Consider the following 22,764-nt stretch of genomic DNA (forward strand, 5'->3'; position numbering starts at 1 on the left):
TCGACATGAACAGCCTTGTCCGCACCCATCGACAGCGCCTTGCGCAACGCGTCCTTGGCATCCTCCGGACCCACCGTCACCACAGTGATCTCCGCGTCGTCCGCCTCATCGGCGATCTGCAGCGCCTGCTCCACCGCGTACTCATCGAGCTCCGACAGCAGACCGTCCACATCCTCACGGTCCAGCGTCAGGTCATCAGCGAAGTGCCGGTCACCAGTGGCATCGGGCACATACTTCACACAGACAACGATCCTCAAGCTCACGCCGGCTCTCCTACTTGGGTGTGGGTCCTGAGATGACCATATGGCACTCAGTACCCTCTGTAAAGGTACGTAGTGTCGAACGGCCGGTATTGGTGTTAGGTTCCGGGCATGACCGAGGCGCGCAGACCAGTGAAGAAACCCCCCATGCGGGAGGTGCTCGCCGAAGCGGCGTTCCAGCTCTTCCTGGAACGGGGCTTCGAGCGGACCACCGTGGACGACATCGTTGCGCGGGCCGGGGTCGGACGGCGTTCCTTCTTCCGGTACTTCCCCTCCAAGGAGGACGTGGTCTTCCCCGACCACGAGCGCTGCCTCGCCGACATGACCGCGCTTCTGGAGGCGGCCGACGAAGGCGACCCGGTGAGCACGGTGTGCGATGCGGCCCGGCTCGTCCTGCGGATGTATGCGGCGAATCCGGAGTTCTCGGTCCAGCGCTACCACCTCACGCGGGAGGTTCCCGGCCTGCGTACCTACGAGTTGTCCGTGGTGCGCCGCTACGAACGGACGATGGCCGAATACCTGCGGGGTCGCTACGTCGGCACGCCGGACGGCCCGCTGCACGCCGAGGTGATCGCCGCTGCCGTGGTCGCCGCGCACAACAACGGCCTGCGGTCGTGGCTGCGTTCGGGTGGCGAGGGTGACGCCGAGGCCGCGGTGGACCATGCCCTCGGTGTCGTGCAGGAAGTCTGGGGGGCGAAGGCCGCGGGCGCCGCAGGGCCGACCGCGGACGACGACGAGGTCGTCGTGGTGGTCGCCTCCAAGAGCACGCCGATGTGGCGTGTGGTGCAGAGGATCGAGTCGGTTCTCGCCGAGGACTGATCACAGAGAAGGAACTCAGTACCTTTACGTCTCGACACTCAGTGCCATACGATGCGTGTGCGTCTGTGTCGAGCCACGACGCTGACGCACCGAGCCGAGTTCAGGGGGTCGAGACGTGTCCCACTCCGTTTCAGCGATCGGTGCCGCACCGGCGGCGCAGGGTGAAGCCGGACTGATCCATCAGCTCTGCCGCTGGTGCGGCACCGCGTCCTTCAGGCGGCTTCTGTGCCCTGTGTGCGCGTCGAGCGATCTGGATTCCGTGCGCAGCGACGGCCTCGGCGTCGTCGTACGGACCAGCGTGGTGCACCGCTACACAGAGGCGGCACGCAACGAGTCCCTCGTCCGGCTGCCCGAAGGGTTCGTGTTCCGGTGCCGTGTCGTGGGCGCCGCCCCGCACCTGGTGCACGTCGGCGCGCGGGTGCGACCCGTGGCGGAAGGTGCCCCGGAGACGGGTGAGATCGTCCTCGAACTCTGCGACCCCGGCGCGTATGCCGAATGGCGGTAGGCCGGTCCCCTAGGCAACCGGATGCCCCGGACCGGACCCCTCCGGCGGCCGGGGCTGCCTGCCGGGAGGACATGCGAGCATGAGTATGCGCGAGCTCGGCAGAATCGGCGTCATGGGCTGCGGCTTGATGGGGCCGGGTATCGCCGGGGCCGGTCCGGCCCGGCCGACGCGGGGCCGTTGTGGGCCCGGGGCCGCCGTGGCCCCCCGCACTGTGCTCGCCGATGTCGGCCATCGCCGCATGGGCCGGGCATGGGCCTGCACGGTGGATCGGGGGTTGTCCGGCCATGATTCACCAGGCCGATTCCTGGGCGCGTGTTCGGGAGGTCCTGTCCGCCTGCTCGCTGTACGGCGTCAGTCCTCGAATGCTTCGCCGGCGCAGCTCGGGTTCTCCTCCAGTACCGCTGTGTCCAGCGCTGCTGTGAGGCGGTTGAGGCGGGCCTGAAGATCGGTGATTTCGTCGAGACCGAAGCCGGTTGCCGCGGCGATCCGGCGGGGGACGGCGAGCGCCCGCTCGCGCAGTGCGGCGCCCTCGTCGGTGAGGTCGATGTGCACCGAGCGCTCGTCCTGGGCGCTGCGCTCGCGCCGTACCAGGCCCGCTGCCTCCAAGCGCTTCAGCAGCGGCGACAGCGTGCCGGAGTCCAGTCGCAGATACATGCCCAGCTTCTTCACCGGCAGTTCGCCGTGCTCCCAGAGCGCCAGCATCACCAGGTACTGAGGGTAGGTGAGCCCGAGGTCCTTGAGCAGGACGCGGTAGATGCCGCCGAAGGCGCGTGAGGCGGCGTTCAGGGAGAAGCAGATCTGCTGGTCGAGGCGGAGGTAGTCGGCCTCGGACGGGGCTTCGCGGCTCGGGCCGGGCGTGAAGGTCATGAATCCAGCGTACCCCCGCGCTCCCCATTCAATTGTGCACAACTTAATTGTGTGCTTTCATGATGGGGAAGCGGCCGGACAGCGCCGCTGGAACACGACTTTCAAGAGGGATGGTTTCCATGGAAGCGCTCTACACCGCCGTCGCCACCGCCACCCACGGCCGCGAGGGCCGCGCCGTCACCCCCGACGGCAAGCTGGATCTGCAGCTGGCCATTCCGGTGGAGATGGGTGGGAGCGGCCAGGGCACGAACCCTGAGCAGCTGTTTGCCGCCGGTTACGCCGCCTGCTTCGCAAGTGCCCTGGGCCTTGTCGGCCGGCAGGCCAAGGTCGACGTCAGCGACGCCGCCGTGACCGGCGAAGTCGGCATCGGCAAGCTGGGGGAGGGTTTCGGCCTCGCGGTCACGCTGCGAGTGGAGCTGCCCGGGACCGTCGACGAGGCCACCGGCCGCAAGCTGGTCGAGCAGGCTCACCAGGTCTGCCCCTATTCCAACGCGACTCGCGGCAACATCCCGGTCGAGCTCGTCATCGAGTAGTGGACTCCGGGCGGAGCAGGGCCGACGTCCCGGGGTCGGGCCCCCTCCGCCGGCTCCACGTCTCACCCCGCCGGTCGGCGTCGATCCGCCGGGCACCCTCCGAGGCGGGTTGACGCCCTGTGTGGGCAGACGCTGACCGTTCGACATCGACCTTGCCCATACCGGCCTCACGGAAGCTGAGTTGGCACGGAAGCTGAGTTGGGGACGTGTGACATCGACGGTGCCGGATGCCCCGCCGACGGTGACGCCCGTGCCGCCGCATGCCGGAGCGCACACGGCTGCGAATGCCCCGACCGCCCCTTGGTACCGCCGGGTCCCTGGCTGATCCGGACCGGACACCGCGGCGGTTCAGCGCACCCTGATGGGTGAATGTCACGCCATGGTGGGCGCCGGGCAGCCCACGTCGGTCCCGTGGCTGGTTTGCTGCACCAGGAGGCTGGCGCGACGCGCCGGGGGACCTGCCGGCCGCCCCGGTGGGAGCGGCGCCTCGCCGGGTGCCGAGTCCACCCGCGAAGGACCGATCGAAGGAGCGTCGTAGTGACGACGATGGGCACAGCTGGGGCGGACGAGGCAGACGAGTCGTACGCGAACGAGCTGCCGGTACGGAGCAAGGAACCGGGCAATGTGGTCGTCAGGTGGATGACCACCACCGATCACAAGACGATCGGCACGTTGTACCTGGTCACCTCGTTCGCGTTCTTCGTCGTCGGCGGCGTGATGGCACTCATCATGCGCGCGGAGCTGGCCCGTCCCGGCACGCAGATCGTGTCGAACGAGCAGTTCAACCAGTTGTTCACGATGCACGGCACGATCATGCTGCTGATGTTCGCGACGCCGCTGTTCGCCGGGTTCACGAACTGGATCATGCCGCTGCAGATCGGCGCGCCCGATGTGGCTTTTCCGCGGCTGAACATGTTCGCGTACTGGCTGTACCTCTTCGGCTCGATCATCGCGGTGGCCGGCTTCCTGACTCCGGCGGGGGCGGCGGACTTCGGCTGGTTCGCCTACTCCCCGCTGACCGACGCGGTCCATTCGCCCAGCATCGGCAGCGACCTGTGGATCATGGGTCTGGCCTTCTCCGGCTTCGGTACGATCCTCGGTTCGGTCAACTTCATCACCACGATCATCTGCATGCGCGCACCCGGCATGACGATGTTCCGGATGCCGATCTTCGTATGGAACGTCCTGCTGACCGCTGTGCTGGTCCTGCTGGCCTTCCCGGTGCTGGCAGCGGCCCTTCTGGTGCTGGAGGCGGACCGCAAGTTCGGTGCGCATGTATTCGAGGCGGCCAATGGCGGCGCGCTGCTCTGGCAGCACCTCTTCTGGTTCTTCGGCCATCCGGAGGTGTACATCATCGCGCTGCCGTTCTTCGGCATCGTCACCGAGATCATCCCCGTCTTCAGCCGCAAGCCGGTCTTCGGCTACATCGGTCTGATCAGCGCCACCATCGCCATCGCGGGCCTGTCGATCACCGTGTGGGCGCACCACATGTACGTCACCGGCGGCGTGCTGTTGCCGTTCTTCTCGTTCATGACGTTCCTGATCGCGGTACCGACCGGGGTGAAGTTCTTCAACTGGATCGGCACGATGTGGAAGGGATCGTTGTCCTTCGAGACTCCGATGCTCTGGTCCATCGGCTTTCTGGTGACCTTCGTCTTCGGTGGTCTGACCGGCGTCATCCTGGCCTCGCCGCCGCTGGACTTCCATGTCTCGGACTCGTACTTCGTCGTCGCGCACTTCCACTACGTGGTGTTCGGCACCGTGGTCTTCGCGATGTTCGCGGGATTCCATTTCTGGTGGCCGAAGTTCACCGGCAAGATGCTGGACGAGCGGCTCGGCAAGATGTCGTTCTGGACGCTGTTCGTGGGCTTCCACGGCACGTTCCTGGTGCAGCACTGGCTCGGTGCGGAGGGCATGCCGCGTCGTTACGCGGACTACCTCGCCGCCGACGGCTTCACCGCGCTGAACACGATCTCGACGATCTCCTCGTTCCTCCTCGGAATGTCGCTGCTGCCGTTCTTCTACAACGTGTGGAAGACCGCCAAGTACGGCAAGAAGATCGAGGTCGACGACCCGTGGGGCTACGGCCGTTCGCTGGAGTGGGCGACCTCCTGCCCGCCCCCGCGGCACAACTTCCTCACCCTGCCGCGGATCCGTTCCGAATCCCCGGCGTTCGACCTGCACCACCCCGCCGTACGCACCCTCGACGAGGCGCAGAACCGCTCGCACACCGCCCCCGGGGGTCCGGGGCGGAACCCGGCGTGACGGAGCCCCGGTGAAAGGAGGATGAATGGACGACGACAAGGACAGCACCGCCCGCGGTCTGGCACAGATGGAGGGCTACCTGCTGTGGAACGCCGAGGTCGAGGAGGCGCGCAGGCGGGCTGCCCGGTTCACCGGGGAGCTGCCCTGGCTCACCACGGCCCAGCGTGAGGACGTGGAACGCGTCTACACGGCGGAGCGGGTTGCCGCATCCCGGGCGATGCTGTCCCGGATCTCGGCCCGCGCCATGGAACTGCGCGGCGAGTACAACGACCGCTACCGCGCGCTCAGAGCACGCTGTGTCGCGACCGCCGTCGTCACCGCATGCGCGGTCAGCTGCACCTGCGCAGCCCTCACCCTGCTGACCCGCTGACTCCGTGCCGTCGTCCGTTCCGCCGCCCTCAGCGGGCGAAGTCGGCCGTGGTTCGTGAGGATGAGGGGTGATGGGCGCGTGTGACCGGGCAGGAGTACGGGCGACCGCGCAGACCCGAGAAGGGACGAACACCGTGGCACGACCCAGGATTCTCGTCGTCGGCGCCGGATTCGGCGGGGTCGAGTGCGTACGCCGACTGGAGCGCCGACTCAACCTCGGCGAGGCGGACATCGCGCTCGTCGCCCCGAACTCCTATCAGCTCTACCTGCCACTGCTGCCCCAGGTGGCCGCGGGTGTCCTCACCCCGCAATCGGTCGCGGTGTCGCTGCGCCGCAGCCGCCGGCACCGCACCCGGATCATCCCCGGCGGAGCGATCGGAGTGGACCCGAAGGCGAAGATCTGCGTCATCCGTAAGATCACCGACGAGATCGTCGACGAACCGTACGACTACATCGTCCTCGCCCCCGGCAGCGTCACCCGTACGTTCGACATCCCGGGGCTGCTCGACAACGCCCGCGGCATGAAGACGCTGGCCGAGGCCGCCTATGTACGCGACCATGTGATCGCCCAGCTCGACCTGGCGGACGCCAGCCACGACGAGGAGGAACGGGCCTCCCGGCTGCAGTTCGTCGTCGTCGGCGGCGGCTACGCGGGCACCGAGACCGCGGCGTGTCTGCAGCGGATCACCATGAACGCCGTAAGGCAGTACCCCCGGCTCGACCCGAAGCTCATCAAGTGGCACCTGGTGGACATCGCCTCGAAGCTGATGCCCGAGCTGGGGGACAAGCTCGGGCTCAGCGCCCTGGCAGTCCTGCGCGAGCGCGGCATCGAGGTATCGCTCGGCGTTTCCGTCGCCGAAGCCGGACCGGACAGGGTGACACTCACCGACGGCCGCGTACTGCCCTGCCGCACCTTGATCTGGACGGCCGGTGTCACCGCGAGCCCGCTGGTCGCCACCTTCGACGCCGAAACGGTACGGGGCCGGCTGGCAGTGACACCCGAGATGACCCTGCCGGGGTTCGAGGGCGTCTTCGCGCTCGGCGATGCCGCCGCCGTCCCGGATCTGATCAAGGGTGACGGCGCGGTCTGCCCGCCCACCGCGCAGCACGCCATGCGCCAGGGACGCAGGCTCGCCGACAACCTGATCGCGACTCTGCGCCACCAGCCGCTGAAGCCGTACGTCCACAGGGACCTCGGGCTCGTCGTGGACCTCGGCGGCAAGGACGCGGTCTCCAAGCCGCTCGGTATCGAGATGCATGGCATCACCGCGCAGGCCGTGGCCCGTGGCTATCACTGGTCGGCGCTGCGCACCAATGTGGCCAAGGCCCGGGTCATGACCAACTGGATGCTCAACGCGATCGCCGGTGACGATTTCGTACGCACCGGATTCCAGGCCAGGCATCCCGCCACGCTGCGCGACTTCGAGTACACGGACGCCTATCTCACGCCGGCACAGGTCCGTGAGCACACAGCGTCGATGACCGCCCGCGGCTGATTTCGGAATTCCTCATCGGGTCCGGTCACATTCCTTCGGCGGCGCGTGTCATAGCACCGACGGACGGAGTTCCGTCGGTGTGACAGGCAGCAGAACACGCGACACGAGGAGCACGCCATGACCGCAGGCATCAAGACGATCATCTACCCCGTCAAGGACCTGGCCGGGGCAAAGTCCCTGTTCAACACCTTGCTGGGGGCGGAGCCCGTGATGGACGAGCCGTACTACGTCGGCTACCGGGTCGCCGGTCAGGACATCGGTCTGGATCCCCACGGCCACAGCAGGGGGATGACCGGTCCGCTCGCCTATTGGCACGTGGACGACATCGAGGCCGACGTGAAGAAGCTCCTCGAAGCGGGTGCGGAGACCGTGCAGGCGATCCAGGACGTCGGCGGTGGCAAGCTCACCGCCTCGCTGAAGGACGTGGACGGCAATGCGATCGGCCTCATCCAGCCCGCCTGAGTCCCGAGGTCCCGTCGTCTGACCGCTTCTGCGGGCGACGACGGATGTTCGGCGACAGGACCTGGGCCCGCTGCTGCGACGAACAGCGGGCCCAGCCGGCCGGGCGCTCAGGCGTCGAGGATCCGTACATCCATCCGGCCGAGGTGATCGGCGTCGGCGAGGAGGTCGATCGAGGCGATCCTGCCGTCCTCGACGGTGAAGTCGAAGACCACCCGCGGCTTCCCGGCCGAAGCCCAGACGGCGCCCGGAACACCGTCGATCAGCGCCGGCTGCGCCGCCTTGGCACGCCCCGAGAACGTGTCGGCGACCGCCTGGGCCCCGACGGCAGCGGCCGCGCCCGACAGGGCGGCCGCGGCGTCGACGCGCAGGACGACGTCCGGGTCGAGCAGGGCCAGCAACGCCTCGAAGTCGCCCTTGCGCGACGCGGCCAGGAACGCGTCGACGACTTCGCGACGGCGGGCGGGATCCGACCCGGGAGCCGGCATCGGCACGGTGCTCTGGACGCGTCGGCGCGCACGGCTGGCGAGTTGGCGGGTCGCGGCGGGGGTGCGTTCCACAATGGGTGCGATCTCGTCGAACGGCACGGCGAACATGTCGTGCAGCACGAACGCCAGGCGCTCGGCCGGCGACAGCGTCTCGAGCACCACGAGCATCGCCAGACCGACCGACTCGGTGAGCTCCGCCTGTTGTTCGGGACCGGTGCCGTCCCGGTGTTCCACGGCGGGTTCCGGCCGGTGCGTCTCCCAGGGGTCCTCACGCCGGGTGTCGCGGGCGCGCAGCATATTGAGCGACACGCGGGCGACCACTGTCGTGAGCCACCCACCGAGGTTCTCCACCGCTTCGGCGTCGGTGCGGGTGAGCCGCAGCCAGGTTTCCTGGACGGCGTCGTCCGCCTCGGCCGCCGATCCGAGCATCCGGTAGGCCACCGCCCTGAGCCGGGGCCGGTGCTGCTCGAAGCGCCCCGCCAGAAGTTCCTGTTCGTCCATCGGTCACGTTCCTTACGTCGCGCAGTGTCGTACGTGTGACCCATGGGACCAGCACGTTGTGACCGGGGGCGCACGCCGACACACCGTCGGAACGCCCCGGACGGGGAGGGCGGGGTCACCCGGACGGTGTGCCCGGCCCTCCCCGTCGCGGGTGACCGGTCGACTCAGTCGTTGCCCCCGTGGCCCGCGGTCAGCGCCGGGTTCCGTTCCACCACCGGCTCCAGAACGTCGTCGATGGCCTTGAGGAGGTCCGCGTCGAACGTCACGCCCGCCGCCTTCGCGTTCTCCGTGACCTGCTCGGGCCGGGAGGCGCCGATGATCGCGGCGGAGACGTTGGAGTTCTGCAGCACCCAGGCGACGGCCAGCTGCGCAAGGCTCAGACCGGCTTCGTCGGCGAGCGGCCGCAACTGCTGGACGCGCTCCAGGACTTCGTCGCGGAGCCACCCGGCGACGAAGTCCGCACCGCCCTTCTCATCGGTCGCCCGAGAGCCTGCCGGAGGCTGCGCCCCCGGCTTGTACTTGCCCGTCAGCACGCCCTGGGCGATCGGCGACCAGACGATCTGACCGACGCCGAGCTCCTCGGAGGCGGGCACCACTTCGGCCTCGATGACCCGCCACAGGGCCGAGTACTGCGGCTGGTTGGAGATGAACGGAACGTTCAGCTCGCGGGCCAGCCGGTGTCCGGCGCGCAGTTGGTCGGCCGTCCACTCGGAGACGCCGATGTAGAGGGCCTTGCCGGAGCGGACCACGTCGGCGAACGCCTCCATGGTCTCCTCCAGCGGCGTGGAGTGGTCGTAGCGGTGCGCCTGGTACAGGTCCACGTAGTCGGTCTGCAGTCGACGCAGGGAGTTGTCGATCGATTCGAGGATGTGCTTGCGGCCCAGGCCGCGGTCGTTCTGCCCCGGACCGGTCGGGAAGTAGACCTTGGTGAACACCTCGATGCCCTCGCGGCGCTGGTCCTTGAGCGCCCGGCCGAGGACGGCCTCGGCGCGGGTCTCGGCGTAGACGTCCGCCGTGTCGAAAGTGGTGATTCCGGCGTCCAGGGCGGCGCGGATACAGGCGACGGCCGCCTCCTCCTCCACCTGGGAGCCGTGGGTGATCCAATTCCCGTAGGCGATCTCACTGATCGTCAGACCGCTGCGGCCGAGTCGGCGGAATTCCATGTGCCTGCTCTCCCTGTGCTGATACGTGAACACGTCATGCTATGCCGAGGGTTCTGCTTCCGCCGGGAAGGTTCAGGCGGCGGGGACGGTGCCGCGGATGCGGCGGAGGAACGTCGCGTTGTCGGGGGTCTGCCGGATCCTGTCCAGCAGCACTTCGAGGGTCGCCTGCGCGTCCCGGGTGTGCAGTGCGCCCCGGAGACCTCGGACGGCGGCCAGTTCGGCGGCAGGGAGCAGCAGTTCCTCGCGGCGGGTGCCGGACTGCGGAATGTGCACGGCCGGGTAGACCCGCTTGTCCGCCATCGTGCGGTCCAGCCGGAGTTCCATGTTGCCGGTGCTCTTGAGCTCTTCGAAGAAGAAGTCGTCGGCGCGGGAACCGGTGTCCACCAGCGCCGTGGCGAGGATGGTCAGCGAGCCGCCCTCCTCGGTGAGCCGGGCGGCGCCGAAGAGCTGCTTGGGGCCGAGCAGGGCAGTGGGGTCGACACCACCGCTGAGGGTGCGGCCACCGGCGGTGGCGGCGTTGTTGTGGGCCCGGCAGAGCCGGGTCAGCGAGTCGAGCAGGATCACGACGTCCTGCCCCTGCTCGACGAGCCGCTTCGCACGCTCCACCGCGAGTCCGGCGAGTGCGATGTGCTCCTTCGCGGGCCGGTCGAAAGTCGACGCGAGCACGTCACCCCGCACGGAGCGGCGCATGTCGGTGACCTCCTCGGGGCGTTCGTCGAGCAGCACCACCATCAGATGGCACTCGGGGTGGTTGGCCGCGACGGCGGCGGCGATCTGCTGCAGCAGCACGGTCTTTCCGGTCCTGGGCGGGGCGACGATCAGCCCGCGCTGTCCCTTGCCGACCGGGGCGACGAGATCGATGACGCGCGTCGCCGGGCTGCCGCCGGGCGTCTCCAGGCGCAGCCGCTGCCGGGGGTGGAGGGGGGTGAGATCGGCGAAGTGCGGCCGGTCGCGCAGCGCCTGCGGGGTGCGTCCGTTCACGCGCTCGACCGCTGTGAGGGAGCGGGCCCGGTCGCAGGGTCCCTCGACGAGGTCGCCCCTGCGCAGGCCGTACCGGCGGACGAGGCCGACGGACACCTGCACGTCGGCGGGGGACGGGTGGCCGCCGTCGGTGCGCAGGGCACCGTGCCCCTGGCGCGTGATGTCCAGGACACCGGTGACGGTGGTGGGGGTCGGTTGCTGGTTGAGGGAGCGTTCGAGTGTGGTGGTCATGCGGGGTGGTCCTTTCGCGGACATGGCGAATGAGGGGCCCGGCGGGTGTGAGGGGCGGTGTGATCACGCCCCGGACGACGGGCAGGAAAGTCCGTACCGGACTGGAAGAAGGTGGTGCGGAAGGCTGCGTCGCCGGCCGGGAAGGACGGGAGAAACAGCATCAGAAAGGAGAACCGGCACCGGCGCCCAAAACCGGGGCGTACACACGTGCCATGCGCACTGTACCACCCGCCGGACGCGAATCGCGCCGGGAATACAGGAGGGGCGGTGGCCGCCCCGCAGCCACCGCCCCTGACCTGCTCACCCGCGCTCAGCCGCCGAGCGCATGCACCTCGTTGAGGATCGCCCGCATCTGCGGTCCCGACCTCTGCGCGTAGTCGCCGCCCGTGTACCCCCACCAGTCCCAGCAGCCCTGCGGGTTGCCGCGCAGCAGGCTGATGTCGGTCTGCGGGTACAGGATCACCAGTTTGTTGGTGTCCGCGTACTCGTTGAGATGGGACTCGCGGGCGAACCGGTCACCGACGAACGTGTTGTCGCTGAGGCAGCCGTGCAGCGCGACAACCAGCTTGCAGGCGGCCCCGGCGGCGCAGGAGTCCGGCGTGTAGAGGAAGCTGCTGCTGCCCATGCTGTACCACTGGGCCAGTCCGCCCGGCACGTACCGGTTCTGGTCGTGCCTGCTGATGGTGCCCGACTGCGTGGCGGCGGGTGCGTTCACCTGTCCCAGCCAGTGGCCGAGCATCTCGCCCTGCGGGTCGTTCCCGCAGTTGATCAGGAACGGGTAGAACGTGGTGCCGCAGCTCAGGGGGGCGTTCGGAGTGGGCCAGCCGTGCCCTGCGGGGTCGGTGTCGTGGTACGCGGTCCGGGCGCCGAAGTCCCGGTAGAACTGCACCCCTTCGTCGCTCACCGACGTCTGCACGAGGGGGTCCTTCGTGCCGTGGTATGTGTAAACGGGCTTGCCCGCGAGGTTCGACACCGGGTCGATCCGGCCCTCTGCCGACCAGCGCCGTGCGATCTGCTCGAGGCCTTCCGGGTCGGTGGAGATCAAGCCCGCACCGCAGGCGACCAGGCCGACGACGATGCCGCCCTTGCCACAGTAGTACGGACCCGCGGCGACAATGGCCGCGCCCTTGAACGTGCCCGAGTAGGCGACCTGCAGCTGCGAGGCCATGAAGCCGCCGGAGGAGATCCCGGTGACATAGGTGTCGGTGATGTGGAGGCGAGGGAGGCCCGGTTCACCCGCATGGGCGGGGGCGGTGGGTCCCAGGGCCGCGACCAGTGCGGCTGCGAGGGTGACGGCGGCGGCTCGCAGGGAGCGGAACTTCATCATGCGCTCTCCTTCACTGTGGGGGGTTCGCTCTCGGGGAACGGAGACGGACGGGGCCATGGTTGGCCGTGCACCGCCCTCCGGGAAATGGAGGTGAGCCACGCCATCGGCGCCCGATGAGTGGAGATTTTCTCCGTCGCGCGGGGGTCACTGCCGGAACGCTGCGGTATCACTGGGCAGGTGACGACGACTCGTACGACTGCCACCGCCGTTCTGCTCCGCCTGCTGTGCGAGGAAGCCGACGAGGCGGCGTTCCGCGCGGTCGGCGCCGAACCGGAACTGGTCGACGAAGCCCTGGAGATACGGTCCCGGCTTGCGGCTCACCGCCGCCGCGAGGCCGCGCTTGCCGGGCTCTACGAGACCGCCGGCGACCTTGCCTCGCTGCGCGATCTGGAGGACGTCCTGCAGGCCATCGTGCGCCGCGCCCGCACCCTCGTCGGAACCGACGTCGCGTACCTGCTGCTCTCCGACCCGGAGGAGGGAGACACGTACGTACGCGTCACCGACGGCATCACGACGGACGGCTTCAAGACCGGGAGACTCGCCGCAGGCACCGGTCTCGGCGGACTTGTCGCCGCGACCGCCGTGCCCTACCACACGGCCGACTACCCCAACGACGCCCGCTTCGAGCACACCCCGTACGTGGACGGCGTCATCGGCGCCGAGGGGCTGGTGGCCATCCAGGGCGTGCCGCTGAAATTCGGTGATCAGGTGTACGGCGTGCTGTTCGCCGCCAACCGCAGGGTTCGACCGTTCTCGCCCGAGGAGGTCGACCTGCTCATCTCCCTCGCCAACCACGCCGCTCTCGCCATCGAGAACGCCACCCTCTTCGAGGAGGTCCGCAAGACCGCCGCCGTCCATGAACGGCTCACCGCCGTCGCCCTCGACGGCGGCGGACCGACGGGACTCGCCACGGCGCTCGCCGAGGTGCTGCGCGGCAGCGTCCTCGTCCTCGACGCACAGGACCGGCCGCTCGCCGCAGCCGGCGCCGCACCACCCGAACGGGAAGCTCTCGTGGCGGAGATGGCACAGGCACGCATGCGTCGCAGCTCCGCCGTACGCGGAACTGCCTGTGTCACCCCGATCGTTGCCGCCGACGAGCACCTCGGAACGCTGCTGTTCGTACGCGGCGGACTCGACGCCTCCGACATCCACGCCCTCGAACGGGCCGCGCAGGCAGCCGCGTTGATGCTGCTCGGCGAGCGCACGGTCGCCGAGGCGGAGCACCGGCTGCGCGGCGAGATCCTCGACGACCTGCTCGGCGCCCCGCACCGTGACCCCGAAGGGCTGCGCCGCCGGGCCGCGCTCGTCGGCCTCGACCTGGAGCGCGGCCACGCGGTGCTGGTGGTCCGTGGCGGGAACCACGGCAGACGCCGCCGCATCACGGAACTGGCGGGTGGTCATGCGGCCGGGTCCGGCGGTGTCGTGGGCGAGTACGGCGGCAACACCGTGGTGCTGCTGCCGGGCGCAGACGACCCCGGCGGCGCCGCCCGCACCCTCGCCGAAGCCCTGACCACCGCGACCGGACACCCCGTCACGGTCGGCGCGGAGCGGGCCGCACCCGGCGCCGCGGCTGTCGTCGAGGCACACCGCGACGCGGCCCGCTGTCTGGACGTACTGATCGCCCTGGACCGCGCCGGCGAGGGAGCCTGCCGCGAGGACCTCGGCATTCACGGCATCCTGCTCGGCCCCGCGGGCCGTGACGAACTCGACCGGTTCGTCCGCCGTACGATCGGCCCGCTGGTCGACCACGACGCGACCCGCGGCAGCGATCTCGTGCGGACCGCGCTCACCTACTTCACCTGTGACGGCAATCTGGGCCGCACCGCCACCGCTCTGTACGTCCACGTCAACACGCTCTACCAGCGCATCGACCGGATCTCGTCGCTCCTCGACCCGCAGTGGCGCCACGGCGACCACGGGCTCCAGGTCCACCTGGCCCTCACCATGCACCGCACGGCGGGGTGAGGGCCGAGGAACCGCGGATCAGCCGTTGCGCGCCTCGCCCCGGAACGCGGCGAGGATCTCCTCGGCGGCGAGTGTCGCCGTCAACTCGCCGTCACGCACGCGTTGTTCGAGAGTCGGCGTGAGGGCGCGGACTTCGGGATGGCTGCGCAGACTGTCCAGCAGCTCGTCCCGGACCATCGTCCAGGTCCAGTCGACCTGCTGCTCGCGCCGCTTGGCGGCGAGCCGCCCCGTCGAGTCCAGCAGCGCACGGTGCTGCTCCAGCCGCTCCCACAGGGTGTCGAGACCGGTCGATTCACGGGCGCTGCACGTCAGCACGGGGGGAGTCCACGCCGCTTCGGCCGGGTGCATCAGCCGTAGTGCGCCCGCCAGTTCACGGGCCGCCGCACGCGCGTCCCGCTCGTGCGGACCGTCGGCCTTGTTCACCGCGATGGCGTCCGCCAGCTCCAGGACACCCTTCTTGATGCCCTGCAGCTGGTCACCGGTACGGGCCAGCGTGAGCAGCAGAAAGGTGTCGACCATCTGGGCCACGGCCGTCTCCGACTGGCCCACGCCGACCGTCTCCACCAGCACCACGTCGTAACCCGCGGCTTCCATCACCACGATGGACTCCCGGGTCGCCTTGGCCACCCCGCCCAGTGTCCCGGCAGTGGGGGAGGGGCGTACGAATGCCGCCGGATCGACCGCGAGCCGTTCCATCCTGGTCTTGTCGCCCAGGATGGAACCGCCGGTGCGGCTGGAGGACGGATCGACCGCCAGCACCGCGACCCGGTGCCCGAGCCCGGTGAGCATTGTGCCGAGTGCGTCGATGAAAGTGGACTTACCGACCCCGGGCACCCCGCTGATGCCGATGCGCCGGGCTTTGCCGGACCGCGGCAGCAGCTCGCGGAGCAACTGCTGGGCCAGGGTCCGGTGATCGGGGCGGGTGGACTCGACGAGAGTGATGGCGCGCGCGATGTGCGCCCGCTTCCCGTCGAGCACTCCCTTCACATAGCTGTCGATATCGATCGTCGGAGCCATCGGGTCAGCGGCTCACAGCTCATGGCCGAGCGCGGCACCGAGGCGCGTCACCAGATCGAAGGCGGCGTCGGGGATCACCGTGCCGGGAGGGAACACGGCCGTCGCACCCGCCTCGTGCAGCGCCTCGACGTCCTGCGGCGGGATCACCCCGCCCACGACGATCATGATGTCGTCGCGGCCCTCGGCGGCCAGCTCCTCACGGAGCGCCGGTACGAGGGTGAGATGTCCGGCCGCCAGCGAGGAGACACCCACGATGTGGACGTCCGCCTCGACCGCCTGCCGCGCCACCTCCGCCGGAGTCTGGAACAGCGGGCCGACGTCGACGTCGAAGCCCAGGTCGGCGAAGGCCGTCGAGATCACTTTCTGACCCCGGTCGTGGCCGTCCTGGCCCATCTTGGCGACCAGGATGCGCGGACGGCGCCCCTCCGCCTCCTCGAACCGGTCGACCAGCGTCCGGGTACGGTCCACGGAAGGTGACTCCCCAGCCTCGTTGCGGTACACACCGGAGATCGTACGGATCTGGCCGGCGTGCCTCCCGTACACCTTCTCCAGAGCGTCCGAGATCTCGCCGACCGTGGCCATCGCGCGGGCTGCGTCGACCGCGAGCGCCAGCAGATTGCCGTCGAGGCCCTGGCCGGGACCGCGCTCGGCAGCCGCCGTCAGTGCTCGCAGCGACGCCTGGCAGGCCCCCTCGTCGCGCTCCGCGCGCAGCCGCCGCAGCTTCTCGATCTGCTGGGCGCGCACCGAGGAGTTGTCGACCTTGAGCACATCGATCTGCTCATCGGTCTCCACCCGGTACTTGTTGACCCCGATCACCGGCTGCCGCCCGGAGTCGATCCGGGCCTGTGTGCGGGCCGCGGCCTCCTCCACCCGGAGCTTCGGGATGCCCGCGTCGATGGCCTGCGCCATCCCGCCCGCCGCCTCGACCTCCTCGATGTGCTGCCACGCCCGTCGCGCCAGGTCGTACGTCAGCTTCTCCACATACGCGCTGCCGCCCCACGGGTCGATGACCCGGCCGGTACCCGACTCCTGCTGCAACAGCAGCTGGGTGTTCCGGGCGATCCGCGCCGAGAAGTCCGTCGGCAACGCGAGGGCCTCGTCGAGGGCGTTGGTGTGCAGCGACTGTGTGTGCCCCTGGGTGGCGGCCATCGCCTCCACACAGGTCCGTGTGACGTTGTTGAACACGTCCTGCGCGGTGAGCGACCATCCCGATGTCTGCGAATGGGTGCGCAGCGAAAGGGACTTGGTGTTCTTCGGGTCGAACTCCTTGACCAGCTTCGCCCAGAGCAGCCGGGCCGCCCGCAGCTTCGCGATCTCCATGAAGAAGTTCATGCCGATGGCCCAGAAGAAGGACAACCGCGGTGCGAACGCGTCGACATCGAGACCGGCGTCCCGCCCGGCCCTCAGATACTCCACCCCGTCCGCGAGGGTGTACGCCAGCTCCAGGTCGGCCGTCGCACCCGCTTCCTGGATGTGATAGCCGGAGATGGAGATCGAGTTGTAGCGCGGCATCTTCTGCGAGGTGTACGCGAAGATGTCGGAGATGATCCGCATCGAGGGCTTCGGCGGATAGATGTAGGTGTTGCGGACCATGAACTCCTTGAGGATGTCGTTCTGAATGGTCCCGGCCAGCTTCTCGGGCGGTACGCCCTGCTCCTCGGCGGCCACGATGTACAGCGCGAGTACGGGGAGCACCGCGCCGTTCATCGTCATCGACACCGTCATACGGTCCAGCGGAATGCCGTCGAACAACTGGCGCATGTCATAGATCGAGTCGATCGCCACGCCCGCCATGCCGACATCGCCGGTCACCCGCGGATGGTCGCTGTCGTAGCCGCGGTGGGTCGGCAGGTCGAAGGCGACGGAGAGTCCTTTCTGCCCTGCTGCGAGGTTGCGGCGGTAGAAGGCGTTGGACTCCTCAGCCGTGGAGAAACCCGCGTACTGTCGGATCGTCCAGGGCTGGTTGACGTACATCGTCGGGTAGGGGCCGCGCAGATACGGGGCCATACCGGGGTATGTGCCGAGGAAGTCGAGCCCTTCCAGGTCACGCCCGGTGTACAGCGGCTTGACCGGGATGCCCTCCGGCGTCTCCCACAGCAGATCGCCTTCGGGGTCGCCGGTGGACTCCTTCACCGCTGTGCGCCACTGGTCCTCGGACCCCTTGGCGCCGTTGCCCGGCCCGAGTTCGATGTCGGAGAAGTCGGGGATCCGCATTACGCCACACCCATACGGTCGAGAACGGAGGAGAGCACGGCCACCACATCGCAGCCCGCGAAGACGTACGCGTCGACGTCGGGATACTCGGCGGGCCGGCCCGCGAGGAAGACCCGCTGCGCACCGGCCGCGCGCAGCGCCGAGGCCACGGCACCGGCCTGTTCGGCGTAGAGCGTGTCGCTGGAACAGAGCACCGCCACACCTGCCCCACTGGCGGCGAAGGCTCCGGCGGCCGTCGACGCGTCCACCGACACCGGGTCGTGCACGGGCTCGATCCCGCCCGCCTGGAACAGGTTGGCGGCGAACGTGGCTCGCCCGGTGTGCGCAGACGTGGGTCCGATGGCGGCGAGGAACACCCGTGGGCGGCTGCCCGTCGCCGCCAGATGGGCGTCCGACCGCGCGCGAAGCGCCTCGAACGCCTCGTCACGACGGACCACGGGCAGACCGCCCGACGCACCACCGGCGCCGGGAGCCGTCTCGCGCTCCAGCTGACGCTCCGCCAGCTGAGGGAACTCACTGACCCCGGTGATCGGCTCCTTGCGCCGAGCCAGATCCTTGCTGCGCGCCGCCCAGGTGGCCGCCAGCCGCTCGCCGACCAGGCCGGAGCCCAGCGCCGAGGCCTGACCGCCCGCCCGCTCGATCTCCTGGAAGAACGCCCAGGCCGCGTCGGCGAGTTCGGATGTCAGTCGCTCCACGTACCAGGATCCGCCCGCCGGGTCGATGACCCTGGCCAGATGCGACTCCTCCAGCAGGATCGTCGACGTATTGCGGGCGATGCGCCGGGCGAACGCGTCCGGCAGACCCAGCGCGTGATCGAACGGCAGCACGGTGACGGAGTCGGCCCCGCCGACTCCCGCGCCCAGACACGCCAGCGTCGTCCGCAGCATGTTCACCCACGGATCGCGCCGCGTCATCATCACCGGCGACGTCACCGCGTGCTGACGCTGCGCACCGGCGCCCGGCGCCCCGCACACCTCGGCCACCCGCGCCCACAGCCGGCGCGCCGCCCGCAGCTTGGCGATGGTCAGGAACTGGTCGGCCGTCGCCGCGTAGCGGAACTCGACCTGCGCGCAGGCCGCCTCGACGGAGAGCCCCGTCCCGGTCAGCGCACGCAGATAGGCCACACCCGTGGCCAGCGAACTGCCCAGTTCTTGGGCGGCCGAGCCACCGGCCTCGTGGTACGGCAGCGCGTCCACTGTCAGAGCCCGCAGCCCGGGGTACTCCTTCGCGCACCGCTTCGCCCAGTGCACGGCGGCCGTCAGGTCCGGAGCATCACCGCTGCGTGCCGCCTGCCCCAGCGGATCCGCGCCGAGACTGCCGTGCACCGATGCGGGGGCAACTCCGCGCGCCTGATACAGCCGGAGCAGTTCCGTTGCCGCGGCGTCGAGTTCACCGCCCGCGTCGATCGCGAGCGGAGCCAGATCGAGGTGGACACCTTCCAGCGCCCGCGCCAGACCGGACACCGGCACACCCGAGGTACCGCCGACGGTCAGCCACAGCGACGTGACACCGTTCTCCAGATCCGCGAGCACGGCCTCGTTCAGCCGGCCCGGATCCGTCAGGCTGTGCAGCTGCCTCACGTCCCAGCCGCCCGCCGCGTTCCCAGCGGCCTTGCTGCCGCGGGTGAAGGGAGCGAAGCCCGGATATCCGGCATCGGGCGCGTCATCGCGCGAGGTGTAGAGAGGGCGGGTGATGAGCCCGTCCTCCACCGTGGTGGACAACGCTTCCTCGGCGGCCGAACCCGCGACGTCCTTGCCCGACTTGCGCAGCACACCTTCGACAAGGCTCTGCCACTGCTCATGGGCTGGATCAGGGAACTCGGCGGCCAACGAAAGCCCGTCAGCAGGCAGGACCGTCATGCCTGGATGCTAGGCGAAGGCTCAGATGAGCAGCAGGGGGACCGCCTGTGACCTTGCCCTCCCTCAACGCGCTTGATCCAGTACGGACAGTGGCGTAGCCGGAGAGCCGTCAGGGACTTGGTGTTTCCTGAATTCTTGCTGGCATGTGCGCCATGAATCTCTTTCCTTCATTGCACTTGCGAGATCATTCCGGGAATCTTGTCGCATATGCGGTCCTGTGTGGTTGGGTGGGCGGTGCGCGTCTGCTGGGGGCTTTCCCGATACGGCCCGCCACTGGGTGGACGCCGGAGTCGTCGCGACGAAAGCGGCTGCCGTCCCGCTGGCGGCCGGGACCCGGTGCGTTCCGAGGGCGGAACGCGTGGCCTCATCCCGCGCGCCGGGGCCGCGTTTCGCCTCGGCGTCACCTTGCCGGCCTCGCGCGGTCGCGATGGCGCCCGGGTGCCCCGGACCGGCGCACTCTTCCCGCGCTTGAGCCCCCTGTCCAGCACGGCGTACGCCCCCGTCGCCCTCTGCCCGGGGCTGCCACTGAGGTCGCTGCCGCGGGCAAATTGTCACAGTGCGGCGGTAAATAACCGAAGTTATGCTGCTGACATTCCATCCCTCAGGAGAGGAAACGCCCGTGGCTGTGGGACCAGTGGAGTACCTCGTCGTCGCATTCCCCGGCAGTCGTTTCACCGGGGCCATCGCGCCGGCGCTGGCGGACGCGGTCGCCTCGAAGGCGGTGCGGATTCTCGACCTCACGTTTGTGTACCGCGCCGAGGACGGCACGCTCGACATGGTCGAACTGGAGGACCTGGACCCTGATGACCTGGTGTCCTTCGAGCCGGTCGAGGGAGTGGTCAGCGGCCTGCTGAACAGCGAGGACATCCGCGCCCTCGGCGAGAGCGTTCCGCGGGGCAGCTCCGCCGCGCTGATCGTGTGGGAGGACCTGTGGGCGGTACCGCTGACGGAGGCCGTTCGTGCCTCGGGCGGCCGGCTGGTGGCCCATGAGCGGATCCCGGCCGACGTCGCGGAAGCGGCCGTGGCCGCCTCCGGTTCCGCCGGCTGAACCCGCCCTGCCGGCCAACCGTCGTCATCACCGCATCGCACTGGAAGGGGCGCACATCATGCCGATTTTCCGAGGACCGGGCATGAACCGCCGCGGACCGGGACTGCTGGGCACCGTGGCGCGCACAGCCGTCGTCGCCGGAACCGCATCGGCGGTCGGTGGACGGGTCCAGAGGCGCCAGCAGGAGAAGTGGGGAGCCCAGGAGGTGGTCGCGCAGCAACAGGTGGAGGACCAGCGGGCCGTACAACAGCAACAGTCCATGCAGCAGCAGATGGCACCGGCCGCGCCTGCGGCGGACGACCTCCTCGACCGACTGGAACGGCTGGCCGAGCTGAAGAAGCAAGGTGTTCTGACCGAAGCCGAGTTCGAGGCGCAGAAGGCGAAGATTCTGGCAGGCTGACCCGGCCGCCGCCCACCGCCCCGTTCCCGGCGTTTTCCTTTGTCGATCTCCCGGCAGTCTGCGAATTGATTCGGCCGAGCCGAATCAATTCATCAGCCGTGTCCGGAGTAAGGGGAAGTTCATCGTGCAGACCGCCAGGCCCGTTCCGGCAGCCACTGTCATCAATATGCGCGACCTCGGCGGCATTTCGTTGGGTCCCGATCGCCGCGTCCGGCCCGGTGCTGTAGTGCGCTCCGGTCAGCTCAGTGAGCTCGACACAGTGCACGACCCGGCAGTGACCGCCCTCGGCATCCGTACGGTCGTCGACCTGCGGACCGCGGATGAGCGCACGGCGGCCCCGGACCGTCTGCCGCCGGGAGCCCGGCTGTTCGTCGCCGACGTCCTCGGTGACAAGCCGGGCGTGGCCCCCGCCCGGCTGCGCGCTTTGCTCGCCGACCGGGTGGCCGCGGACGAATTGCTCGGGGGCGGAAAGGCCGAGGAGCTGTTCGCGCAGACATACCGGCAGATGGTGCTGTCGCCGGGCGCCTCGGCCGCGTACCGGGCCTTCGTCGAGACAGCCGCGGACGACGGGGCCCGTCCGGTGCTCTTCCACTGCACGGCGGGCAAGGACCGCACCGGCTGGGCCACCGCGTTGCTCCTGCTGATGGTCGGGGCGTCGCGTGAGGTCGTACGTGCCGAGTTCCTTGCCGTGAACCCGGTGGTGCGGACCGCCTTCCGTCCGTATGTGCAGGGCTTCCTGGACGCAGGGGGCGACCCGGAGATCGCCGCCGCGATCATCGAGGTCCGCCCCCGCTATCTCGACGTCGCCCTGGATGCCATGGACGAGCGGTGGGGCGGGCTCGACGGATATGTGCGCAACGGGCTGCGGATCCCCGAGCCCGTGGTGGAGCGGCTGCGGAGCCGGCTCGTGGTCTCCACCTGATCACGGAACGGCCGTCGACAAGGCATCAGCGGGTTGACTTGATACCCCTAGGGGGTATGTTGTTGGCCTGTAGGAAGCGCCCGCTTCCCCGTCGATGGAGGCCGTCATGAACAACGGACTGAAGATCACCGTCTTTGCCGCCGCGCTTGCCGCGACCTTCGGGACGGCGTACGGCGTCGGCAAGGGGGCCGACCCGCTGGTCTCCACCGGCGCTCACGCGCCGAAGCAGCACGGTGGCCACGTCGCAACCGGGCGGGACGGCGCCGCCGAGCACGGGCCCGGCGGACTGCAGATATCCGAGGGCGGCTACACGCTGGCGCTCGACACGCCCGCGGTCGCCGCTGGTGGCCGAACCGGGATCCGGTTCGCGATCGAGGACGACGCCGGTCGCAAGGTCACCGCCTTCCGGCGCGAACACGGCAAGGAACTGCATTTCATCCTCGCCTCGCGCGACCTCACCGAGTACCGGCATCTGCACCCCGTCCGCGCGGCCGACGGCACCTGGTCGACCTCCGTCGATCTGCCGAAAGCCGGTGACTACCGGGTATTCGCGGACTTCACCCCGGCCGTCGAAGGCGCCGAGAACCTCACGCTGGGCGCGGATCTCCCGGTCTCCGGCGCTTATCGCCCCGCCGCTCCGCCCGTCGCCCGCACCACGGCCGAGGTCGAGGACTACCGGGTCGCCCTCGGTGGCGAACTCCGGGCCGGCCGGGAGAGCGAACTCGAACTGACCATCAGCCGCAACGGAAAGCCGGTCACCGATCTGCAGCCCTATCTCGGCGCTTACGGGCACCTGGTCGCCCTGCGCTCGGGCGACCTCGCCTATCTGCACGTCCACCCGAACGACGGCGGTCCCGGACCGGCGGTCTCCTTCACGGCGACGGCGCCCAGTGCGGGCACGTACCGCCTGTTCCTCGACTTCCAGCACGAGGGGAAGGTCCGCACCGCCGCCTTCACGGTCGAGGTGGAACCCTCGGTGAGGACCCCGACCGGGGCGAACAGCGAGCACCAGCACTGAGGGGCCGCCCCTCGGTATCGTGGGGGGACGGGATCATGGGTTCTCCGAGAGGGGCGT

21 protein-coding genes are annotated in these 22,764 nt (G+C 69.4%); 12 read left to right on the top strand and 9 right to left on the bottom strand.

Going from position 1 to position 22,764, the window contains the following annotated elements; all coding sequences use genetic code 11:
- Positions 1 to 263 (bottom strand): electron transfer flavoprotein subunit beta/FixA family protein (locus tag ACFU8W_RS20350; protein ID WP_384038945.1); only part of this gene is annotated, 263 nt, incomplete at its 3' end.
- Between the two features lie 108 nt (positions 264 to 371).
- Here ACFU8W_RS20350 and ACFU8W_RS20355 point away from each other — a divergent pair.
- Together ACFU8W_RS20355 and ACFU8W_RS20360 are read left to right on the top strand one after the other, a co-directional pair.
- Positions 372 to 1,079, top strand: coding sequence for a TetR family transcriptional regulator (locus ACFU8W_RS20355; protein WP_384038948.1), 708 nt, complete (start codon positions 372 to 374; stop codon positions 1,077 to 1,079).
- A 136-nt stretch (positions 1,080 to 1,215) separates the two neighbouring features.
- Positions 1,216 to 1,584 (top strand): hypothetical protein, encoded by a 369-nt coding sequence (locus ACFU8W_RS20360; RefSeq protein WP_345513842.1) that lies wholly within the window; start codon positions 1,216 to 1,218, stop codon positions 1,582 to 1,584.
- Positions 1,585 to 1,935: 351 nt separating this feature from the next.
- Here the strand turns inward: ACFU8W_RS20360 and ACFU8W_RS20365 are convergent, their stop codons facing one another.
- Positions 1,936 to 2,451, bottom strand: coding sequence for a MarR family winged helix-turn-helix transcriptional regulator (locus ACFU8W_RS20365; RefSeq protein ID WP_384038951.1), 516 nt, complete (start codon positions 2,449 to 2,451; stop codon positions 1,936 to 1,938).
- A 119-nt stretch (positions 2,452 to 2,570) separates the two neighbouring features.
- Between ACFU8W_RS20365 and ACFU8W_RS20370 the strand changes: the two genes are divergently transcribed.
- The 5 genes from ACFU8W_RS20370 (at position 2,571) to ACFU8W_RS20390 (ending at position 7,576) form a co-directional block, all read left to right on the top strand.
- The gene (locus tag ACFU8W_RS20370) at positions 2,571 to 2,984 is read left to right on the top strand and encodes an organic hydroperoxide resistance protein (protein ID WP_384038954.1); all 414 of its coding nucleotides are present in this window, start codon (positions 2,571 to 2,573) and stop codon (positions 2,982 to 2,984) included.
- A 546-nt stretch (positions 2,985 to 3,530) separates the two neighbouring features.
- Positions 3,531 to 5,249 carry a cytochrome c oxidase subunit I gene (gene ctaD, locus ACFU8W_RS20375; protein WP_384039395.1) on the top strand — a complete coding sequence of 573 codons (1,719 nt, stop codon included), beginning with the start codon at positions 3,531 to 3,533 and terminating at the stop codon, positions 5,247 to 5,249.
- Positions 5,250 to 5,274: 25 nt separating this feature from the next.
- Positions 5,275 to 5,619: a hypothetical protein gene (locus tag ACFU8W_RS20380; protein ID WP_384038956.1), complete on the top strand. Its 345-nt coding sequence runs from the start codon at positions 5,275 to 5,277 to the stop codon at positions 5,617 to 5,619.
- 133 nt (positions 5,620 to 5,752) lie between these two features.
- Positions 5,753 to 7,114 carry an NAD(P)/FAD-dependent oxidoreductase gene (locus ACFU8W_RS20385; RefSeq protein WP_384038959.1) on the top strand — a complete coding sequence of 454 codons (1,362 nt, stop codon included), beginning with the start codon at positions 5,753 to 5,755 and terminating at the stop codon, positions 7,112 to 7,114.
- A 117-nt stretch (positions 7,115 to 7,231) separates the two neighbouring features.
- Complete coding sequence (locus ACFU8W_RS20390) at positions 7,232 to 7,576, top strand: VOC family protein (protein ID WP_384038961.1); 345 nt, start codon at positions 7,232 to 7,234, stop codon at positions 7,574 to 7,576.
- A 107-nt stretch (positions 7,577 to 7,683) separates the two neighbouring features.
- On the opposite strand, the gene ACFU8W_RS20395 is transcribed toward ACFU8W_RS20390, so the two are convergent.
- From ACFU8W_RS20395 to ACFU8W_RS20410, 4 genes are all read right to left on the bottom strand, one after another.
- Positions 7,684 to 8,562 (bottom strand): sigma-70 family RNA polymerase sigma factor, encoded by an 879-nt coding sequence (locus ACFU8W_RS20395; RefSeq protein ID WP_384038964.1) that lies wholly within the window; start codon positions 8,560 to 8,562, stop codon positions 7,684 to 7,686.
- Between the two features lie 164 nt (positions 8,563 to 8,726).
- Positions 8,727 to 9,725 carry an aldo/keto reductase family protein gene (locus ACFU8W_RS20400; RefSeq protein WP_384038967.1) on the bottom strand — a complete coding sequence of 333 codons (999 nt, stop codon included), beginning with the start codon at positions 9,723 to 9,725 and terminating at the stop codon, positions 8,727 to 8,729.
- Positions 9,726 to 9,797: 72 nt separating this feature from the next.
- Positions 9,798 to 10,937 (bottom strand): transcription termination factor Rho, encoded by a 1,140-nt coding sequence (gene rho, locus ACFU8W_RS20405; RefSeq protein WP_384038970.1) that lies wholly within the window; start codon positions 10,935 to 10,937, stop codon positions 9,798 to 9,800.
- 310 nt (positions 10,938 to 11,247) lie between these two features.
- Positions 11,248 to 12,264, bottom strand: a complete 1,017-nt coding sequence (locus ACFU8W_RS20410; protein WP_384038973.1) for a hypothetical protein — start codon at positions 12,262 to 12,264, stop codon at positions 11,248 to 11,250.
- Between the two features lie 177 nt (positions 12,265 to 12,441).
- Between ACFU8W_RS20410 and ACFU8W_RS20415 the strand changes: the two genes are divergently transcribed.
- The gene (locus ACFU8W_RS20415; RefSeq protein ID WP_384038976.1) at positions 12,442 to 14,229 is read left to right on the top strand and encodes a helix-turn-helix domain-containing protein; all 1,788 of its coding nucleotides are present in this window, start codon (positions 12,442 to 12,444) and stop codon (positions 14,227 to 14,229) included.
- A gap of 18 nt (positions 14,230 to 14,247) precedes the next feature.
- Here ACFU8W_RS20415 and meaB read toward each other — a convergent pair whose 3' ends face one another.
- From meaB to mutA, 3 genes are read right to left on the bottom strand one after another with little or no spacing between them, the layout of a single operon-like run.
- A complete protein-coding gene (meaB, locus tag ACFU8W_RS20420) occupies positions 14,248 to 15,246 on the bottom strand; it encodes a methylmalonyl Co-A mutase-associated GTPase MeaB (RefSeq protein ID WP_384038979.1) in 999 nt (332 codons plus the stop codon).
- Between the two features lie 12 nt (positions 15,247 to 15,258).
- A complete protein-coding gene (gene scpA, locus ACFU8W_RS20425; RefSeq protein ID WP_384038981.1) occupies positions 15,259 to 17,460 on the bottom strand; it encodes a methylmalonyl-CoA mutase in 2,202 nt (733 codons plus the stop codon).
- The gene (gene mutA / locus ACFU8W_RS20430; RefSeq protein ID WP_384038984.1) at positions 17,460 to 19,319 is read right to left on the bottom strand and encodes a methylmalonyl-CoA mutase small subunit; all 1,860 of its coding nucleotides are present in this window, start codon (positions 19,317 to 19,319) and stop codon (positions 17,460 to 17,462) included. The genes scpA and mutA overlap by 1 nt, the downstream gene beginning before the upstream one ends.
- 634 nt (positions 19,320 to 19,953) lie before the next feature.
- Between mutA and ACFU8W_RS20435 the strand changes: the two genes are divergently transcribed.
- The 4 genes from ACFU8W_RS20435 to ACFU8W_RS20450 all read left to right on the top strand — a co-directional run bounded on the left by ACFU8W_RS20435 (position 19,954) and on the right by ACFU8W_RS20450 (position 22,707).
- Positions 19,954 to 20,367, top strand: a complete 414-nt coding sequence (locus ACFU8W_RS20435; RefSeq protein WP_384039398.1) for a DUF6325 family protein — start codon at positions 19,954 to 19,956, stop codon at positions 20,365 to 20,367.
- Between the two features lie 82 nt (positions 20,368 to 20,449).
- A complete protein-coding gene (locus ACFU8W_RS20440) occupies positions 20,450 to 20,767 on the top strand; it encodes an SHOCT domain-containing protein (RefSeq protein ID WP_345513803.1) in 318 nt (105 codons plus the stop codon).
- Between the two features lie 124 nt (positions 20,768 to 20,891).
- Positions 20,892 to 21,689, top strand: coding sequence for a tyrosine-protein phosphatase (locus ACFU8W_RS20445; RefSeq protein WP_384038987.1), 798 nt, complete (start codon positions 20,892 to 20,894; stop codon positions 21,687 to 21,689).
- A gap of 106 nt (positions 21,690 to 21,795) precedes the next feature.
- Positions 21,796 to 22,707, top strand: coding sequence for a hypothetical protein (locus ACFU8W_RS20450; RefSeq protein WP_384038990.1), 912 nt, complete (start codon positions 21,796 to 21,798; stop codon positions 22,705 to 22,707).
- The last annotated feature ends 57 nt before the right edge of the window (positions 22,708 to 22,764 follow it).

Origin of the sequence: Streptomyces sp. NPDC057565, from assembly GCF_042801455.1 — a bacterium.
GTDB classification, from domain to species: domain Bacteria; phylum Actinomycetota; class Actinomycetes; order Streptomycetales; family Streptomycetaceae; genus Streptomyces; species Streptomyces yanii.

What these genes read in the sequence shown, in the direction of transcription:
- ACFU8W_RS20355 (WP_384038948.1), top strand. Translation starts at nt 372, where the DNA reads ATGACCGAGGCGCGCAGACCAGTGAAGAAACCCCCCATGCGGGAGGTG.
- ACFU8W_RS20365 (WP_384038951.1), bottom strand. Translation starts at nt 2,451, where the DNA reads ATGACCTTCACGCCCGGCCCGAGCCGCGAAGCCCCGTCCGAGGCCGAC.
- ACFU8W_RS20370 (WP_384038954.1), top strand. Translation starts at nt 2,571, where the DNA reads ATGGAAGCGCTCTACACCGCCGTCGCCACCGCCACCCACGGCCGCGAG.
- ctaD (WP_384039395.1), top strand. Translation starts at nt 3,531, where the DNA reads ATGGGCACAGCTGGGGCGGACGAGGCAGACGAGTCGTACGCGAACGAG.
- ACFU8W_RS20380 (WP_384038956.1), top strand. Translation starts at nt 5,275, where the DNA reads ATGGACGACGACAAGGACAGCACCGCCCGCGGTCTGGCACAGATGGAG.
- ACFU8W_RS20390 (WP_384038961.1), top strand. Translation starts at nt 7,232, where the DNA reads ATGACCGCAGGCATCAAGACGATCATCTACCCCGTCAAGGACCTGGCC.
- ACFU8W_RS20395 (WP_384038964.1), bottom strand. Translation starts at nt 8,562, where the DNA reads ATGGACGAACAGGAACTTCTGGCGGGGCGCTTCGAGCAGCACCGGCCC.
- ACFU8W_RS20400 (WP_384038967.1), bottom strand. Translation starts at nt 9,725, where the DNA reads ATGGAATTCCGCCGACTCGGCCGCAGCGGTCTGACGATCAGTGAGATC.
- rho (WP_384038970.1), bottom strand. Translation starts at nt 10,937, where the DNA reads ATGACCACCACACTCGAACGCTCCCTCAACCAGCAACCGACCCCCACC.
- ACFU8W_RS20410 (WP_384038973.1), bottom strand. Translation starts at nt 12,264, where the DNA reads ATGATGAAGTTCCGCTCCCTGCGAGCCGCCGCCGTCACCCTCGCAGCC.
- meaB (WP_384038979.1), bottom strand. Translation starts at nt 15,246, where the DNA reads ATGGCTCCGACGATCGATATCGACAGCTATGTGAAGGGAGTGCTCGAC.
- scpA (WP_384038981.1), bottom strand. Translation starts at nt 17,460, where the DNA reads ATGCGGATCCCCGACTTCTCCGACATCGAACTCGGGCCGGGCAACGGC.
- mutA (WP_384038984.1), bottom strand. Translation starts at nt 19,319, where the DNA reads ATGACGGTCCTGCCTGCTGACGGGCTTTCGTTGGCCGCCGAGTTCCCT.
- ACFU8W_RS20440 (WP_345513803.1), top strand. Translation starts at nt 20,450, where the DNA reads ATGAACCGCCGCGGACCGGGACTGCTGGGCACCGTGGCGCGCACAGCC.
- ACFU8W_RS20450 (WP_384038990.1), top strand. Translation starts at nt 21,796, where the DNA reads ATGAACAACGGACTGAAGATCACCGTCTTTGCCGCCGCGCTTGCCGCG.